Raw genomic sequence first — 14,787 nt, 5'->3', positions numbered from 1 at the left:
GATCAGGAGGTACGGCCGTTCATCCGGCGCTGCAGCTCCCTCGGACGGTGAGCAGTGCAGCGCCGCCGGGAACGATCGGCCAGTCCACGGTGATGCGGGTGTGCTTCTTGGCAAATACGTGCAGTTCGTGGTCTCTGGTCGGCGGGGCGCAACTGGCGGCCGGTCGGGCGGTGATGCGGGGGCAGAGGGCGCCGCGGTGGTTGTGCTGCCAGTGCCGGACCTGCTCGGCCATCTCCTGTGCAGCGAGGTGTCCTCGGGTGCCGTGGCCATGGACAACGAACTCGTACAGGCCCTTGCCGTCGTCTCCGTCGCCGATGCGCTCGGTGGCCAGTCGCGCGAGGGAGTTGCCGCGGACGATCGCGGCGCCGGGCCAGTGCTTGGGCGGCGGGTTCAGGACCCCGTTGTCGCCGTCGGAGTCGGCCGAGAGGCGGCAAAAGCCCGGCAGGGCCCCGGCGAGGTAGAGGGTGAGGGCGTCGAAGGGTTCCTGGCCGCCTACGGTGACGTGGGTGTGCGTCACGGTCGGCTCGCAGGTGAGGGCTGGGGCGAGTTCGTCGACGGGCAACGGGTTGCCGTCTTCCCAGGACAGGTGGACGCCGGTGCCTGGGACGGTGCGGCGATTCCTGTGCCAGGCGCCGTCGCCCTGCATGGCGACAAAGCCGCAGACGATGAGCGGCTCGTCGCTGTGCAAGGCCCCGTCGTGCTTGGTGAAGCTGATGGCCCAGTGGTACCCGTGCAGACGCACCGGTGCGACGAGACGGCCGCCCTCGGCCAGGGCGTCGATCCAGGGCAGATCCCAGGTGTCGACGGTGACCACGATGGCGTCGAATCCGCCGTCCGGCACCACCTCGGCAGGCAGGTGCTCGGCGTCCGCGGTGACCACGCGGATGCGGCCGTATCCGGTCTGGGTCAGGAAGCGGGTGGCCCGGTCGGTGACGGCTGGGTCGATGTCGAGGGTGGTGACGTGGCCGGTCGGGCCGGCGAGTTCGGCGATGAGAGCAGCGTTGTAGCCGCCGGAGCCGATCTCCAAAGCGTGGTGGCCGGGCTGGATGCGGGCGGCTTCGAGCATGTCGGCCTGCAGCCAGGGCGCGGAGATGGAGCTGATGACGGTGCCGTCGTCGCTGTGGCGGGTGGCGATGATCTCGTTAGCGTACGCAGCATGGAGGGGCGTTTCGGGGGCGAAGGCGTGCCGGGGCACGGTGCGCAGGGCGCGGTCGACCGCGGGGGTGCGGATGTGTCCGGCGGCGGCGAGTTCGTCGGCCAGTTGGTGGCGCAGAGCGGTGGCTTCGTCGAGGTCCGTGGTGGGGCGTGTGGTCACGGCGGGCCTTTCGGTCGTGCGGGTCATACCTGGTCCGAGACGGTGGGCGTTGCAGGGTTCGGGATGGTCGCGGTCGGGGCGTACTGGGCGGCCTGGGCGTCGAACATGGCGGCGTACCGACCGCGGGCGGCGATGAGTTCGTCGTGGGTGCCGTGCTCGGCGAGGTGTCCGTTGTTGAGGACGTAGATGTGGTCGGCGTGGCGGACGCCGGACATGCGGTGGGTGACCAGGACGACGGCTCGGTTCGGTGCGGCGAGGCGGCGGATGCGGTCGAAGGCTTCGATTTCGGCTTCGGGGTCGAGGGCGGAAGTCGGTTCGTCGACGATGAGGACGCCGTCTGCCTGTGATGTTGAACTGCGCCAGTGCGTGCGGGCCAGGCCGACTTTCTGCCATTCGCCGCCGGACAGTTCGATGGCGCCGCGGAACATGCGGGCCAGCAGACTGCGCAGCCCGTCGGGGAGTTTGGCGATGACGGGGCCGGCAACGGCGTAGTCGACCGAGGGCTTGAGGTCCTGGTCTGTAGCGGGGTGGTCGGGGCGGCCGAGGCGGATGTTCATCGCGGCGGTCACGGGCCAGCGCTGGAAGTCCTGGGTGAGCAGGGAGACGCGCTCGAAGACCTGGGCGCGGTCGAGACCGGTGAGGTCCGCGTCGCCCCAGCGCAGGGTGCCGGCCTCGGGAAGCAGCATGCCCGAGAGGATCTTCATCAGGGTGCTCTTGCCGGAGCCGTTCTCACCCACCACGGCGGTGACCGATCCCATAGGCAGGGTCAGTGACACGCTGTCCAGGGCGGCGGTGTCCCGGTCAGGGTAGCGGTAGGTGACCTGGTCCAGAACGATTTCCCTGATGCGTTCCGGTACGGGCGCACCGCCGGCGGGCAGCGTCCGCTGGGCAGCCTGGGCGAGGAAGCGGCCGTGGTCGCGGACGTAGAGGCTCTCCTCGTGGAGTTGGTTGATGTTCATGACCAGCGCTCCCAGGCTCGCCGAGCCGGTGCGTACCGCGATGACGGCGGTCCCGGCGACGGCGAGGCTCATGTGCCCGGCCATGATCAGCCAGAACATGGCCCCGTAGGTCGCCGCCATCGCCAGACCGGACAGCGCGGAGGCGACCCACTCGGTCAGGGCCTTGTTGGAGGCGAGGCGTTCCTGTTCGGCCTCGGCGCTCTCGGCCATCTGCTCGTAGCGGCTCAGGAGGAAGTCGCCGACGGCGTGGAGGCGCACTTCCTGGGCGGCGGTGCGTTCGGTGAGTAGGTTGCCGATCAGGCGGCTGGCCCGCACGTGCTCGATCCAGCTCATCACCGACACGTATCGTTCCTGGGCCACGCGCATGGCGCCCCAGCCGCGAGGGGCGGCGATGAGGATCAGCATGGGCAGCAGTACGGGGTGGAGTACGGCGAGGACGCCGGCGGTGGTGATCAGCGAGATGAGGCCGTTCAGCGCGGCTACGCAGGCGCTGATCATGCGGCGGGCCGAACCCGGGCCATGCTGGGCGATGTCCACGAGCCGCCGGAAGTCGGGATCGTCGATGGCTTCCAGTTCGACGCTGGCTGCGGCGGCCAGGTACTGCGTGGTCGCGATCCGCTCGACCTTCGGCTCCAGCCGCCCTGCGCGGGAGGTGGACCAGGCGGACAGGGCGGAGTTGATGACGCCGATAGCGGCGGCGGCCAACAGGCCGGGTAACAGGGCGTGCAGCCGCTCGGCAGCGCTGCCGTTGCCGGCGAGCAGAGCGTGCATGACGGCGTTGACGGCGAGCAGGCCGGCGGCTGCGGCGATGCCTTGGCCGATCTCGCTAACCCCGACCGAGAGCAGAGCCCGCCGGTCGGCCTGCCACGCCATGCGCAGGGTTGCGCCGACGAGCGTGGGCATGGAGCGCAGCGCGGACATCATGGTCAGGTCCAAGGTCGCGTGCTCGTGCTGGGACCAGCCCATGTCGTAGCGCAGGGGGCCGCCGAACAGCTCGTGTTCGGCGTCGGAGACCTGCGGATCGGCCATCGTGACCGGGCCGAAGAATCTCTTCACCGGGCGCCTCCCGCAGGCCAGTTGATGGCCCGGTAGGACGGGCCGTGGGTGAGCATGTGGAAGATGGTGGCGGTGTAGGGGTGACAGTCCGGCGACGGTCGTTCCATCGGCACCCAGAAGAGCCCTTCGTGCTTGTGTGGCTCGGCGTTGTACGGCTCACCCGTCCACGACTGCGCCACGAACACGGCGGTAATCCGGTCCAGGCCACCGTCGGAGTCATGGTGGTGAATTAGCCCGCAGAACTCCTGATGCTCAGCAGTGATAAGGACCCCCACCTCCTCCATGGCCTCGCGTCGCGCAGCATGGTCGAGTGGTTCACGGACTTCCAGGTGGCCGCCCACGACAGTGAGCTGTCCCGGTGCGAGGGCGGCGTCCAGTGCGCGGCGTACGCACAGGGCGGCGCCGTTCGTACGGAGCAGGACCTGTGCCACGTCGGCGATCAGCTGGTGAGGCGAGTCGCTCACGGGCGGCCCTCCTGTACCAGGCGTTCTACGGTGTGCCGAGCATTGGTCACGAGGGCACCGCCGTGCCGAAAGCTATAGGTGAGGACGGAGGACGGGAGAGGTGTGGGCTGCGTCATGCCAGGTACCTCGTATCCGTTCGTGACCCGTCGGCGAGCAGAGCTGCGCGACCGGGGGTGAGGCGAAGGCTGGCGCCCGAGGAGGTAGCGGCATTTTCGAACGCAGGATGAACGAGTCCAGGACGGCGTACGGGATGCATGGGGACTCCTCGGGGCGAGATACGGACAGGTGATCGGGTAACGGCGGTCCTGCTGTAGCCGTAACGGGTGGAGGGGGGCGAAATCTAGAACGTGATTTCGAATACCGGGCTCTCTCCTTGTGCGGTCGGGTAGGGCGGGTTGTGATGCAGTGTTCGATCACTCATGTGGGTTGCGGTACCTCCTACGGGGGATTGCCGGGGGGCGCTTGGTCAGTCATCGCGTGGCGAGGTCCGGGCGGAGGGCGATGGCGTCGCGAAGAAAGCTGCGCTTGGAGTAGAAGGTGTGCTCGGCGGCCCAACCGTGACTGGCGAGGTACTCGCAGAGCCAGCTGTCGATCCGCTTCATCTCGATGAGGATCTCGTCCGGGTCGTGGTCGAGGATGCTGCGTGAGCGGAGGTACTCCAGCTCGCACTGGGAGAGCACCACGTCGGGGGCCGCCAGGAGGGCGCAGCGATCGAGGAAGATGCCGTAGACGTGTCCGGTGCGCAGCGACTCGCACTGGATGTCGTAGCGGACGCGCTGGAAGGGCGGCATGGCCCGGACCTGGAGGTTCAGGTCTTCGCGCAGGAACGTCTCGAAGCGGTCGGGGGTGATGTCGAGGCCAGGGGTGAGTTCCTCGCGGCGGGCGAAGGCGTCCTCGGTGAACCACTTTCGCTTGAGCACGTGCCCGGCGGTGACGGTGGGGATGAAGGAGGCGTAGCCGATCTCGGGCTCGGGGCCGGTGACGTCGAACAGATGGTTCTCGGTGTGGTGGATCTGGAACTCTTCCCGGTACTCCGGACGGCAGCCTTCCAGCTTGCCGTCGCGCAGTGCCTTGAGCAGTTCCATGGACGCGGACCAGATGTCCGGTGCCGGGTCGAGGGTGTACTTGAACTCCAACTCGGTGCCGGAGAAGTGCTTGCGGAAGTACCGCAGATGATTGTTGAGCGCCGTGCTCGACTCTGCGTGCGCCGTCAGCACGGGGTCGAACCAGCGCAGTTCCTCGACCGGGCCGTGGCCTACTGGGTCCCGGGTGGTGCGGACGAAGCAGGCGTCCTCGGGGTGGAAGCGGATCTGCGCGTACGCGTGGTAGCCGCCGCCGGGGTGTTCGGCTAGGTAGCACAGCGGCACCAGGCCGGGGGCGGCCTCGGTGCCGACCAGGCCGCGCAGGGCGGGGCCGGCGATGGCGTCGGGGAACAGTTCGCCGCCGTCGATCCTGGCCGCCCCGAGCCGGGTGCCGCCAGGGTACAGCGCTTCGACCGGGCAGGGCCCCAGCGCGTTCCAGCGGAAGATCACGGTGGTGGCCGGCCGGCATACCTCCTGCGGTGGCACCCGTACGAGCACGATCGGCTCGTCTGGTCGCCGTGGCGCGGTGCGGTTAAGGAGGTGGACGCCGCCGAGGACGACCCAGGCTCCCCGGTCCGAGGGCTGCTCATCGGGCACGTTGGTCTCCTTCGTGTGAAGCGGGTGCCGCAGGTGATCGCCCTGCAGCCCGAAGGGGCCACCGGGTCGGCCGGACATCCCCGGATGGCTGCCTGCTCGTCGCTGCGACGTCCGGCCGGTTTGTCGGCCTAGGGTGGGGCGGGTGAGTCATGATGAAGTCGGTCAGGTGATCTTGGACGAGGCTGTTGCGGATGCCCGCCTCGCCGCATGGGAGTTCGACGGTGCACGGGCCTGGCTGGAGGAAGCCCGCCGACATCCCATGGAGCCGCTGGCGGCCGAGGTGTGGGTCACCGACCCTGCCTTCGAGCACGTCCTGCTGGTCAAGCACCGCGTGCGCGGATGGGTGCCGCCAGGCGGGAAGGTGGAGCCGGGCGAGGCGCCGCGTGCGGCGGCGGCACGAGAGCTGCTGGAGGAGACCGGCCTGCGCACCGAGTTGCTGCCCGAGCCCGCGGCCGTGGCGGTGCGTTCCTACCGGGCCGACTGGTCTCCGACGCTGGGCTTGTCCTACGCCGCGATCGTGGGACGCGACGTTCCGCTCGCCGGGGAGCAGAACCAGCCGGCGGCATGGTTCCGTCTGGACACAGGCTGGGACAGCGTCTTCCCCGAAGACCGCGAGCGCATCCGTGCGCACGCTCGCCGTCTGGCAGCGGGCCGGGCGGTCGGCTCCCGCTGAGGTAGGCCCCTGGCCGCCGTTCACAGGAGGGCCTCGATCCGGTCGAGGTCGGCCGAGGGCAGGGTGACGAGCTCAAGGTCGTGCAGGAAGCGGCACCACACCGGCTCCAGGCCGGGTTCGCGCTCGAACTCCTCACGGTCCAGGCATCCGTTGGCGTGCGCGGCGGTCCGCAGCGCGTGCTGCTGCAGCTGGGCCGGGTGGATCCACCGAGGGGCGCGGACCTCCCGGGGCGATGGGCACAGCGACCCGGAAACCTCGGCCTGGAAGATCCACCAGTGGTGGCCGACCGGACCGCTGGGCGCGCGGTGGCAGTGGTTGGGCCGCCACTGGTCCAGCAGCAGGTGCAGGTGGGTGACGGTAAGACCGACCTCTTCGGTGACTTCGTCGCGCGCGGCCTGCTCGGGGCCGCCATGCTCGTCGACGTGGCCGGCGACCGGGGCGATTCCGGCCGGAGGAATCGCCCTCTCGAACACCAGCAGGCCGCTCGGGGAGGAGACCAGTACCCCGACGCTTGCGTGGTCACAGAGGCGGGCCCCGCCGCCGGGAGCCGGGGCGGCCGGAGTCATGCGGCGGCCTCCGGCCGTTGGGCGACGACGACGAGCCAGCTCGTCACGGCCGGGGCATCGGGGGTGGTCATGGCGTAGGCGGTGTCGAGGATCTGCATCCGCTGGGCGTGGGTGAAGTCGCCCTCGGGCCGCGCGAAGACGGGGATGGACAGCCACGCCTTCTTCTCGGCCATGGTGCTGTGCTGGGCGGTGACCTCTGTGCCGACGACCGTCAGTCCGGCTGAAGTCAGCTGCTCGGTGACTGTTTTCAGTGGCAGCTTCGGCGGCCTGTCCGCGTCGCGCGGCGGTGGGGTGTATCCGTGGGCCTCAGCGGCGACTTGGCGGATGAGGGCGTTCAGCGAAGGCCCGGTGCGGGTTGACAGTTCGTCGGGGTGCCGGACGCCGGCGAAGCCACCGCCGATGTTGAAGACGAAGCGCCCGCCTGGGCGCAGGATGTGGGCGACGGCCGCGAACACTGCGGCGGTGTCGGTCTTCCAGATCGCGGAGTTGCACACCACGGCGTCGGCGCTGCTGGCATGCAGGTGGTCGGCGAGCCGTTCGGCCGGGGCAGTGATCCAGGTCAGGCGGGCGTCGGTCAGGGTGCGGCGACCGACACGCTGCATCGCGGCGGCGTTGTCGACAGAGACGACCCGAGCGCGGGCCGGGATCAGGTCGAGGATCGCGCGGGCGGTCGCGCCGGCGCCGCCGCACAGGTCGACCACCAGGCTGGCGTTGGCCAGATGGCCTCGGCGGGCAAGGTCGCGGCTGGTCGCGTCGTACATGGGGTGGGCGCGGGTGAAGGCGTCGTACGCCTCGGCGTTGCTGTCCTCGTCCCAGCCGAGGATGGCGTCCTGGGGTGCCATGTTGCTGTGGCCTCGCTTCTCAGAGCGGCCCGGCAGTGCAGGCCGGGCGTTCGGGCAGGGTCAAAAGAGCGCGGACTGTACGGCGGCGGGCGGTGAGGAGAACTGTGCGCCGAGGACGATGCGCCGACCCTTGAGGGTGCCGAGGTCGAGCAGGTAGGGCAGTTGTTCACCGTCGCCGTCGAGGGTGGCGAGGACCTGGGAGCCGAGGCAGGAGAGCACCGTCAGCCCGTGCTCACCGGAGCGTGGGTCGTGCGGGTACAAGGCGCGCCCGGTCTCCGGCGTCCGCAGCAGGTCGCCTTCGCTGGGCGGCGTCCACGGCTCCGGTGTGGCCGGGACGTTCAGGCCGCTCAGGGCCTCGGTGGTGCGGTCGAGGTGCCGCTGGTGGGCGGCGCCGAGCGGGGCGAGGTCGCGCAGCTCGGCCAGGGCCGTCAGCTTGGCCGCGGCTCGCACGGTCTGCGTCAGGCCGAGGTGGCGGGTGAGGGCATCCTCCAGGAACCGCACGGCGCGGCCGTCAGCACTCCGGGCGAGGTAGGTAGCGATCAGGGCACCCTGTTCGTCGAGGCGGGAGCGCTTACGGGGTTCGGCCGCGGTGCCGATCTTGGTGGTGCCGTCGGCGAACGTCGCCAGGTACAGCCAGTGCGGCTGGGCCATGTACGCCGCCAGGGCGTCGGGAACATGCCCGCCGGAGTGGAACCGGTGGGCGAAGCGGAAGTCGTCCCGCCCGGCGCAGGCCGGGCACTGTCCGCCGGCCTCGGCCGGGGCCCGGTCAGGGCAGGCGACCGCCTCGACGCGGACGCGGTCGGCGAACCGGTACCGGCCGGTGCACCACCGGCCGGTACCACTCACCTGGTAGCCCAGGCGCCTGCCCGTGACTGGGGCGTAGACGAGCGGTCCGCCGGTCACGGGGGCGAGCAGAAGACGGGGGTCTCCGCTCGCCCAGGTGATGCCGTGACAGACGTATGTCCCGCTGGCGGGCAGGGCCTGGTCCATGGTGCGTTCCTTGTCGATCGGGGAGGGAGGGCCGGTTTAGACGGTCAGGCGCAGACGGTCGGCCAGGGCAGCGGCGGCGGCCTTGAAGACCTGGTCGCGGTCCAACTGGGCGACGTCCAGCGTCAGCCAGGCGCCGCGCTCCGCCTGTTCGCGCATCTGGTCCAGGACGGTGTCCTGGTAACGGATGAAGTCCTCGTCACCGCCGCCGGCGTGGCCGGCCTCCAGGGAAGTGAACGAGCCTTTACGGACGAGAGCCTCGCGGGCACCGATGTTCAGGAAGAACACCAGGTCCGGCTTTGTGAGATGCGCGAAGACCTGCTCGCACAGGCGGGGGGAGACCTCGGGGTTGACCGCGTACCGAGCGAGGATCTTGTGGTGCGCGTTGTCGAGGATCACGTGGGTTCCCGCGGCGAGGGCCGGCTGGATGACGAGCCGGTCCTGCAGGGTGTACCAGGAGGCCAGGGCAAGCAGCCAGTAGTGGTCGCCGCATGCCTGGGCGACGCCGGCGTCGCGCCGGTAGACCAGCGCGTTGAGGCGGTCGAGGTAGGCGGACAGGTCCGGGTCTCGGCGGACGTCGGTGCTGTGCTTGCCGATGAGGACTGCCGTGTGGCCGGCGTCGTTGAGGGCCTGGTGCAGGCGGGCGGCGAGGGTGGACTTGCCGGCCCCGTCACCACCGACGAAGGTGATCAGCTTCCCGGCTGCGGTGGTGGTCGGCGCGTTCGCCGTCATCGGGATTCTCCCAGGGGGTGGGTCGGGTCGGCGGTCAGGCGGCCGGTGATGATGGTGCGGATGCGGTCCACCAGGACGGCGCGCTGGCGCAGGACGTCGCTGTGACGCTCATTCGACAGGTCGGCGGGATAGTGCGTGGCGAGGTTGTTGGAAATGACGTGGAGGTAACCGAATCTGATCCCCGCCTGGCGCGCCGCCGCCCCCATGGGGCCGATCTCCGGGTCGACGAAGGCGTACGAGGCGGTGTGCTGGGCCAGCCACTCGCGGTTCTCCAGCAGGATCGACGGGGAGGACACGTGCAGGCCGCTGCGCACCCCATCGTGGGCGGCGGCGTAGTCGCCGAAGAAGTCGTCCCAGCTCACCATCGCCCCGCGCACCAGGCTGGTGTTGCCGGTCGCCAGCCAGGCGTTCGGTTCGACGCCGGGGGTCAGCGAGCCGACCTTGCCGACGTAGACGACGTCGCCTGCGCCGAGTTCGGCAAGGCGCGTGACGACCCGTCCGGCCACGTCTCCCCAGATGCTGTGGAGGAACCCGAGGTAGACCACGCGACGGCCGGCGACGTCGAGGCGCTGCCAGGCGTAGCCGGGTCCGCGGGTCCACACTCCGTTCTCGGGAGCGAGGTACTGAAGGCCCCAGCCGACGATCACCAGGTCGCCGTCCAGTTCCAGGTCGAGCGCGTCGAGCGCCGTTCGGCACTCCTCCTGCTCGGGCGGCTGATAGGTGACGGTGCCGACGGGGCGGCCGGTCATGGCCAGATACGTGGCGATGATCAGGGCGTAGTGCTGGACGTAGTCGGCTCCGGGGAACGCCTTGACGATGAGGTCACGGCCGTGGATCTCTGCGGTGGGCCGTTCGATGTTGAACAGCTTCCCGGTCTTCTCGTACCGGGAGATCACCGCCGTGCGGTCGTAGCCGCCGATGACGCGGATGCTGTCCCAGTCCTGGTCCTGGATGAGGTGGTGGACCTTGATCTCCAGGTAGCGCAGCAGCCTCGCGTGGGTCATAGTGTGCCCGGCCGGCTCGATCGGGGCGGCGCGCAGGAGTCCGGGGGTCGGGTCGGCGAGTAAGGGCGTCATCGGTGCTCCTCGGCGATCGTCACGGTGCTGCCGGCCGCCGCGCGAACGACGGAGATGTTCTTCCGGATGAGATCGAACCGGTCTTCGGGGATCGGGCCGAGCTTCTCGATGCGGGGCGTGGAGGGCTTCTCGTATGGCCCTTCGGGCAGCAGGGCGACGCCCATCGCGCCGAGGATGACCGGGGCTGCGCCGTCCACGGAGGAGATCCACTCGTGCTCGCGCTGCTCGATCAGCTCCAGGTGCCCGGTCCGGCCCAGACCGAGCAGCCGGTAGATGAGCAGATCGTCGACCAGGCCGCGATCCTGCAGGTAGGCGGTCGCCAACCAGCGGGTGCGGCACAGTTGCTCGTCGGGATCCGGTCGACGCGAGGCTGGCAGGGCGATGGCCCCGGCCCAGCCGCTGGTCACGAAGGTGTCGTAGGTGCGCAGCCACTCGTCGTCGTCAGCGGCGTGCAGGACCGCGCACAGCCGGAATGCGTCGCCAGACAGCTTCCGGATCTCTCGCGCGGCCTTCTCGCTCGCCTTCAAGGTCGCGGCCCCGTCCCGCATGACGTCCGGCAGGATGATCTCCCTCGCGGATACCGCCAGCGCGGCTTCGACGAGGCTTTCCGCCGGCAGGGCGTAGCCGAGGTCGAAGAGCCCGTTGTCGATGATGATCTCGGCGCCGCGCTCGGCCTCGTGAGTGAAGAAGGCCCGGTAGCTCTCGTCGGACAGCACGTGCTGGGCGGCCACGTGGTGGACGCGGGCCGGCTCTTGGGCGACGAAGTTCTTCAGGTAGGCAGGCGGAGCGATGACGGAGAAGTCGATGCCCGCGGTGGTGATCACGACGCCCCCCACAGGCCGGTGGTGAGGGTGAGGAACTGCTGGGAAAGGACGGGGTCGGTGCCGAAGCGCCCGCCCGAGTGCACCGTGGTGGTGCGAGCCTCCTCCATCCGTACGCCCCGCATGCTCATGCACAGGTGCACGCCGCGTACGGCGACGGCGATGTTCTCGTGTCCGATCACGCCGTTGAGGTATTCGGCGACCTGGCGGGTGAAGCGTTCCTGTACCTGCAGTCGGCCGGCGAAGTGCTGGGCGATCCGCCCGAACTTCGACAGGCCCACCACCTCGCCATCCGGCACGTATCCAGCCGTGACCTGCAAGTTCATGGGCAGCATGTGGTGCTCGCAGAGCGACCACACGCTCATGCCGCCCACGATGACCAGCTGACCACCCAGCTGGGACTCGGTGAAGCAGGTGGCCGTTTCGGCGCCGTCCGGGGACAGGAAGGCTCTCCACCAGGCCGCGACGCGGTCCGGGGTGCCGGTCAGCCCCTCGCGGGCGGGGTTCTCGCCCAGCTCGACCAAGAGCTGGTGGATCAGGCCGGCGACCCGGCCGGTGTCGATGACCGCAGCGGGCCCGGCGACGGCAGCGGTCGGCGCCGCCGCAGGGCTGGCGATAGAGGTCGTCATGGGCGTCTCTCGTTTCCGGGGACTGGGGAACGGATGGGGCGTGGAGTCGCGTGCGGTCAGCGGCCTCGGGCGTCCGCGAAGGCCAACACGTGAAGGCGGGTGGTGAAGTGCCAGTGCCGGGCCGCGACCCCGTCCGCGAGGACCCGGGTAGTCGCGGTGATCACCTCGGGGGTGGTGCCCTCCGGCATCACCCACACCGGCGCGAGCCGGTGGGCGTCGGCCAGCTCGGCGATCCGGTCGAGGTCGTCCACCGTGGAAGCGACGAACTTGAACGCCGCCCGCCCGGAGGCCACAAACGCCTCCAGCGCGGCTGGCACGATGCTCTTGGTCTCCTTCACGCCGAAGCTGGCAAGCTTGGGCGAGACGTTGAACCGGACCCCGTCGGCCACCAGCTCGGGAGTGGGCGCGATGGTGCCGTTCGTCTCGAACTCGATCCGCTTGCCGGCTGCTATCAGTCCCCGGACGAGAGGCACCAGTCGCGCCTGCTGGATCAACGGCTCGCCGCCGGTGATCACGACCAGCTCGACCGGTGAAGACGTGGCCCAGGCCACCAGGCCCGCGACGGATTGCCTCGTCGACTCCTCGTGCGGGTCGAACCGAGACCAGTCCCAGGTGTACTTCGTGTCGCATCTCGTGCAAGTGAGGTTGCACCGGGACAGGCGGATGAACAGGGCCGGGTGTCCGCAGCTTGGGCCCTCGCCCTGAAACGTCGGCACCTCGGTACCGAAGCACTCCGCGACGATCAGGGATTCGCCTTCGGCAGCTTCCGGTTCGAGGTTGAGCCGCTTGGTTGTGGTCATTGGCCCACCACATCGAAGCGGGCCCAGCTGCTTGCGGTCTCGCGGACCAGGACGGCGACAAGGCGGCCGGGGATCTCCGATTGGAGGTTCTGAACGAACCAGCCGGCCAGGAACTGGGCCAGGCGCTCCGAGGTGGGCTCGAAGGGCAGGATCTCGTGCAAGTTGTGGTGGTCGAGCTCGGTGTCCAGGAACGACTTGAACGGGGCGAGCGCACCGAAGTCCGTGACAAAGCCGGGATCCTCCAGCGCGGATGCAGTGAGGATGACCTCAACCTCGTAGCTGTGCCCGTGCTGGCGGGAGCACTTGTGCTCATGCGGCAGCCGGGGAAGCCGATGACCAGCCTCGAAGGCGAACTTCTTACCGATGGTGAAATTGCCGGGCGGTAGTGGAACAGCAGTGAAGCCCATTCGATTTCTCCGAGAGGTGAGGGTGTGGCTGATTCGGGCGGGGTGGGGCAGCCGCCTCTTCAGGCGGCTACGGGCTGTGCCCCAGGTGGTTCTTCGCGGCCTTGTCCAGCACCTTGGTGAAGTGCTCGGCGCGCTCGTCGCCCTCGGCCTCCTGAGCGCGGAGGCCCCCGAAACGGGCCCAGTACCGCCGGCAGACGTCCCTCTCCATCAGTTTCGCGGCGTAGAACGGCAGACGCCCCTCCCGGACGAAGCCGAGGCGGTCGCGCAGGCTGAGCATGCAGATGAGCTGGTTGGCCTTCAGCAGCTGCATGTACTCCTCGACGTCCAGGTCCTCGGGCGTCCAGAGCTTGGCGAGGTCAGGGTTGGCGGACATCTGCGTCAGCCAGTCGAGTTGGTTGCGCGCGACGGTCGCCTCATTTCGTTCGGACTGGTGCCGCGCGTCCTGCCTCAGCCGGGCGGCTCCGACCACGACGGTGGCGAGGGAAACCGCGGCGCCGGCAGCGAGGACGGCGGTGGTGAGCTTCATGCTTTAACGGTCCTTTCACACGCAAAGTGATCTGGGGCGAGGGCGGGTCTGTGGAAGCCTGCGGGGCTCGCTGCGTCATGCGACCCCCGCTAGCACGACGGCCGGTGAGCCGCCGACAATGCGATCCAGGGCGTACCGGCGGCGCACAGTGTCCAAAGCGACGGCGATCGGCGGCAGTCCGACGGCGGCCCTTCGCTGGTCCAGCAACTGCGGCGCACGCAGTGGGCACAGCTCCACCCCTGCTGCGCTGAGGACGAGTTGCGTCCCGAACTCTTGGGGGCGCCCGCTGTTGACCAGGGCGCGGTCGTGAAGGTGGGCCCAGTGCTGGATGCGCGCATCGCCGTCCTGGACCGCACGTTTCAAAAGGGTGGTGGCCGCCCGCTGGAAGTCGGGTTCGTCGTCGGCGTGAAGAGCGATGCTCCAGGCGGCACGTGCTGCGTCGGGGCCCACGAGACGGTGGCCGGGCCAGTCATGTTCGGCCAGGATGCGGCGCAGCACTTTGGTGTCGGCGTGCTCAGCGTGACGGTCCTGGCCGAGGTGGACGGCGTCGAGCTGGTTGCGTACGCGTCTGGCCCGGCGTGCTGCGGACTGTGCGGCGCGGGCGATGAGTTCGCGGGCGAGGTCCGGCCGCAGCGGTTCCGCGGTCCTCACGCGATACTCCGCTGGTCGGCGGCGGACTGCGGCTCGTGGACCTGGCAGCCGATGAGCGCGCTCAGCCCAGGCCGAAGCTCAGCGGTGAGTTCGAGGCGCGCGACTCGCTCATGGTGCTGTCCGGTGCCCGATCCACGGACGTCCCAGCCCATGTCGGTGAGCCGACGAAGGAATGTGGCGATCGGATCGACGTCGAGAGGATGGCGGGCCATGGCCTCGGCCCGCACAAGCGGTACCTCGAGCCGGGCGGCGAAGTCGGAGGCCCACAGAGTGATCAGCCGGACGGTGTCATCGGAGTGACCGGGCAGGGTGTGGACGCAGTCCAGGAAGAGGCACGGGCCTTCGCCCCATCCGAGGTCGGGCCCGCGTTGCGGGATCATGCAGGCCAGCAGCAGCCCGTCCTCGAACAGTCCAGCCGGCTTCACCTGCGGGGCGCGGAACAGGGCCGGGATATCGGACCGGGCGGGTGTAGGCACGCCGCGCATGGCGAGCCAGCGCTGACGGTCCTGGACGAGGGCCGCGGCCTCGTCCCGTTCGGCGTCGGTGCGCAACGACCGCATCTCGTACACGGCCGGTAACCCTTTCGCGCACTGGCTTCGAGGCG

General features: G+C 69.6%; 17 protein-coding genes. 1 reads left to right on the top strand and 16 read right to left on the bottom strand.

The genetic code is table 11. The annotated features are described in order from the left end of the window. Nucleotides 1-19: 19 nt before the first annotated feature. From fxlM to AB0L95_RS00515, 4 genes are all read right to left on the bottom strand, one after another. Entirely contained in the window at nt 20-1,315 is a 1,296-nt protein-coding gene (fxlM, locus tag AB0L95_RS00530; RefSeq protein ID WP_365154707.1) for a methyltransferase, FxLD system, read from the bottom strand. Between the two features lie 23 nt (nt 1,316-1,338). Then, nucleotides 1,339-3,330 carry an ABC transporter ATP-binding protein gene (locus AB0L95_RS00525; RefSeq protein ID WP_365154704.1) on the bottom strand — a complete coding sequence of 664 codons (1,992 nt, stop codon included), beginning with the start codon at nt 3,328-3,330 and terminating at the stop codon, nt 1,339-1,341. After that, nucleotides 3,327-3,794, bottom strand: a complete 468-nt coding sequence (locus AB0L95_RS00520) for an NUDIX domain-containing protein (RefSeq protein ID WP_365154701.1) — start codon at nt 3,792-3,794, stop codon at nt 3,327-3,329. The genes AB0L95_RS00525 and AB0L95_RS00520 overlap by 4 nt, the downstream gene beginning before the upstream one ends. A 470-nt stretch (nt 3,795-4,264) precedes the next feature. Next, on the bottom strand, nt 4,265-5,473 hold the full coding sequence (locus AB0L95_RS00515) for a hypothetical protein (protein ID WP_365154698.1): 1,209 nt from the start codon (nt 5,471-5,473) through the stop codon (nt 4,265-4,267). A 142-nt stretch (nt 5,474-5,615) separates the two neighbouring features. Here AB0L95_RS00515 and AB0L95_RS00510 point away from each other — a divergent pair, with 142 nt between their 5' ends. Beyond that, nucleotides 5,616-6,146 (top strand): NUDIX domain-containing protein, encoded by a 531-nt coding sequence (locus AB0L95_RS00510; protein ID WP_365154696.1) that lies wholly within the window; start codon nt 5,616-5,618, stop codon nt 6,144-6,146. Between the two features lie 20 nt (nt 6,147-6,166). Here AB0L95_RS00510 and AB0L95_RS00505 read toward each other — a convergent pair whose 3' ends face one another. From AB0L95_RS00505 to AB0L95_RS00450, 12 genes are all read right to left on the bottom strand, one after another. Further along, entirely contained in the window at nt 6,167-6,712 is a 546-nt protein-coding gene (locus AB0L95_RS00505) for an NUDIX hydrolase (protein ID WP_365154694.1), read from the bottom strand. After that, nucleotides 6,709-7,554 (bottom strand): class I SAM-dependent methyltransferase, encoded by an 846-nt coding sequence (locus AB0L95_RS00500; RefSeq protein ID WP_365154691.1) that lies wholly within the window; start codon nt 7,552-7,554, stop codon nt 6,709-6,711. Before AB0L95_RS00500 ends, AB0L95_RS00505 begins: the two co-directional genes overlap by 4 nt. 60 nt (nt 7,555-7,614) lie before the next feature. Continuing rightward, complete coding sequence (locus tag AB0L95_RS00495; RefSeq protein ID WP_365154688.1) at nt 7,615-8,544, bottom strand: DUF2797 domain-containing protein; 930 nt, start codon at nt 8,542-8,544, stop codon at nt 7,615-7,617. Between the two features lie 36 nt (nt 8,545-8,580). Then, nucleotides 8,581-9,273 carry a thymidylate kinase gene (locus tag AB0L95_RS00490; RefSeq protein WP_365154685.1) on the bottom strand — a complete coding sequence of 231 codons (693 nt, stop codon included), beginning with the start codon at nt 9,271-9,273 and terminating at the stop codon, nt 8,581-8,583. Beyond that, entirely contained in the window at nt 9,270-10,349 is a 1,080-nt protein-coding gene (locus AB0L95_RS00485) for a hypothetical protein (protein ID WP_365154682.1), read from the bottom strand. Before AB0L95_RS00485 ends, AB0L95_RS00490 begins: the two co-directional genes overlap by 4 nt. Next, nucleotides 10,346-11,173 carry a hypothetical protein gene (locus tag AB0L95_RS00480; RefSeq protein ID WP_365154679.1) on the bottom strand — a complete coding sequence of 276 codons (828 nt, stop codon included), beginning with the start codon at nt 11,171-11,173 and terminating at the stop codon, nt 10,346-10,348. Before AB0L95_RS00480 ends, AB0L95_RS00485 begins: the two co-directional genes overlap by 4 nt. Further along, nucleotides 11,170-11,799 (bottom strand): GTP cyclohydrolase I FolE, encoded by a 630-nt coding sequence (gene folE, locus AB0L95_RS00475; protein ID WP_334540804.1) that lies wholly within the window; start codon nt 11,797-11,799, stop codon nt 11,170-11,172. The genes AB0L95_RS00480 and folE overlap by 4 nt, the downstream gene beginning before the upstream one ends. Before the next feature lie 56 nt (nt 11,800-11,855). Beyond that, nucleotides 11,856-12,599: a 7-carboxy-7-deazaguanine synthase QueE gene (locus tag AB0L95_RS00470; RefSeq protein WP_365154676.1), complete on the bottom strand. Its 744-nt coding sequence runs from the start codon at nt 12,597-12,599 to the stop codon at nt 11,856-11,858. Continuing rightward, nucleotides 12,596-13,006: a 6-carboxytetrahydropterin synthase gene (locus AB0L95_RS00465; RefSeq protein ID WP_093593327.1), complete on the bottom strand. Its 411-nt coding sequence runs from the start codon at nt 13,004-13,006 to the stop codon at nt 12,596-12,598. The genes AB0L95_RS00470 and AB0L95_RS00465 overlap by 4 nt, the downstream gene beginning before the upstream one ends. Nucleotides 13,007-13,073: 67 nt before the next feature. Then, nucleotides 13,074-13,532: a DUF6082 family protein gene (locus AB0L95_RS00460; protein WP_365154673.1), complete on the bottom strand. Its 459-nt coding sequence runs from the start codon at nt 13,530-13,532 to the stop codon at nt 13,074-13,076. A 75-nt stretch (nt 13,533-13,607) separates the two neighbouring features. After that, nucleotides 13,608-14,183: a DUF6624 domain-containing protein gene (locus tag AB0L95_RS00455; RefSeq protein ID WP_176119292.1), complete on the bottom strand. Its 576-nt coding sequence runs from the start codon at nt 14,181-14,183 to the stop codon at nt 13,608-13,610. Beyond that, nucleotides 14,180-14,743: a hypothetical protein gene (locus AB0L95_RS00450; protein WP_234425793.1), complete on the bottom strand. Its 564-nt coding sequence runs from the start codon at nt 14,741-14,743 to the stop codon at nt 14,180-14,182. The genes AB0L95_RS00455 and AB0L95_RS00450 overlap by 4 nt, the downstream gene beginning before the upstream one ends. Nucleotides 14,744-14,787 lie beyond the last annotated feature (44 nt).

This window comes from Streptomyces sp. NPDC052036 (genome assembly GCF_040680495.1).
Taxonomy (GTDB): Bacteria; Actinomycetota; Actinomycetes; order Streptomycetales; family Streptomycetaceae; genus Streptomyces.
This window is presented reverse-complemented; position numbering and strand designations above follow the sequence as displayed.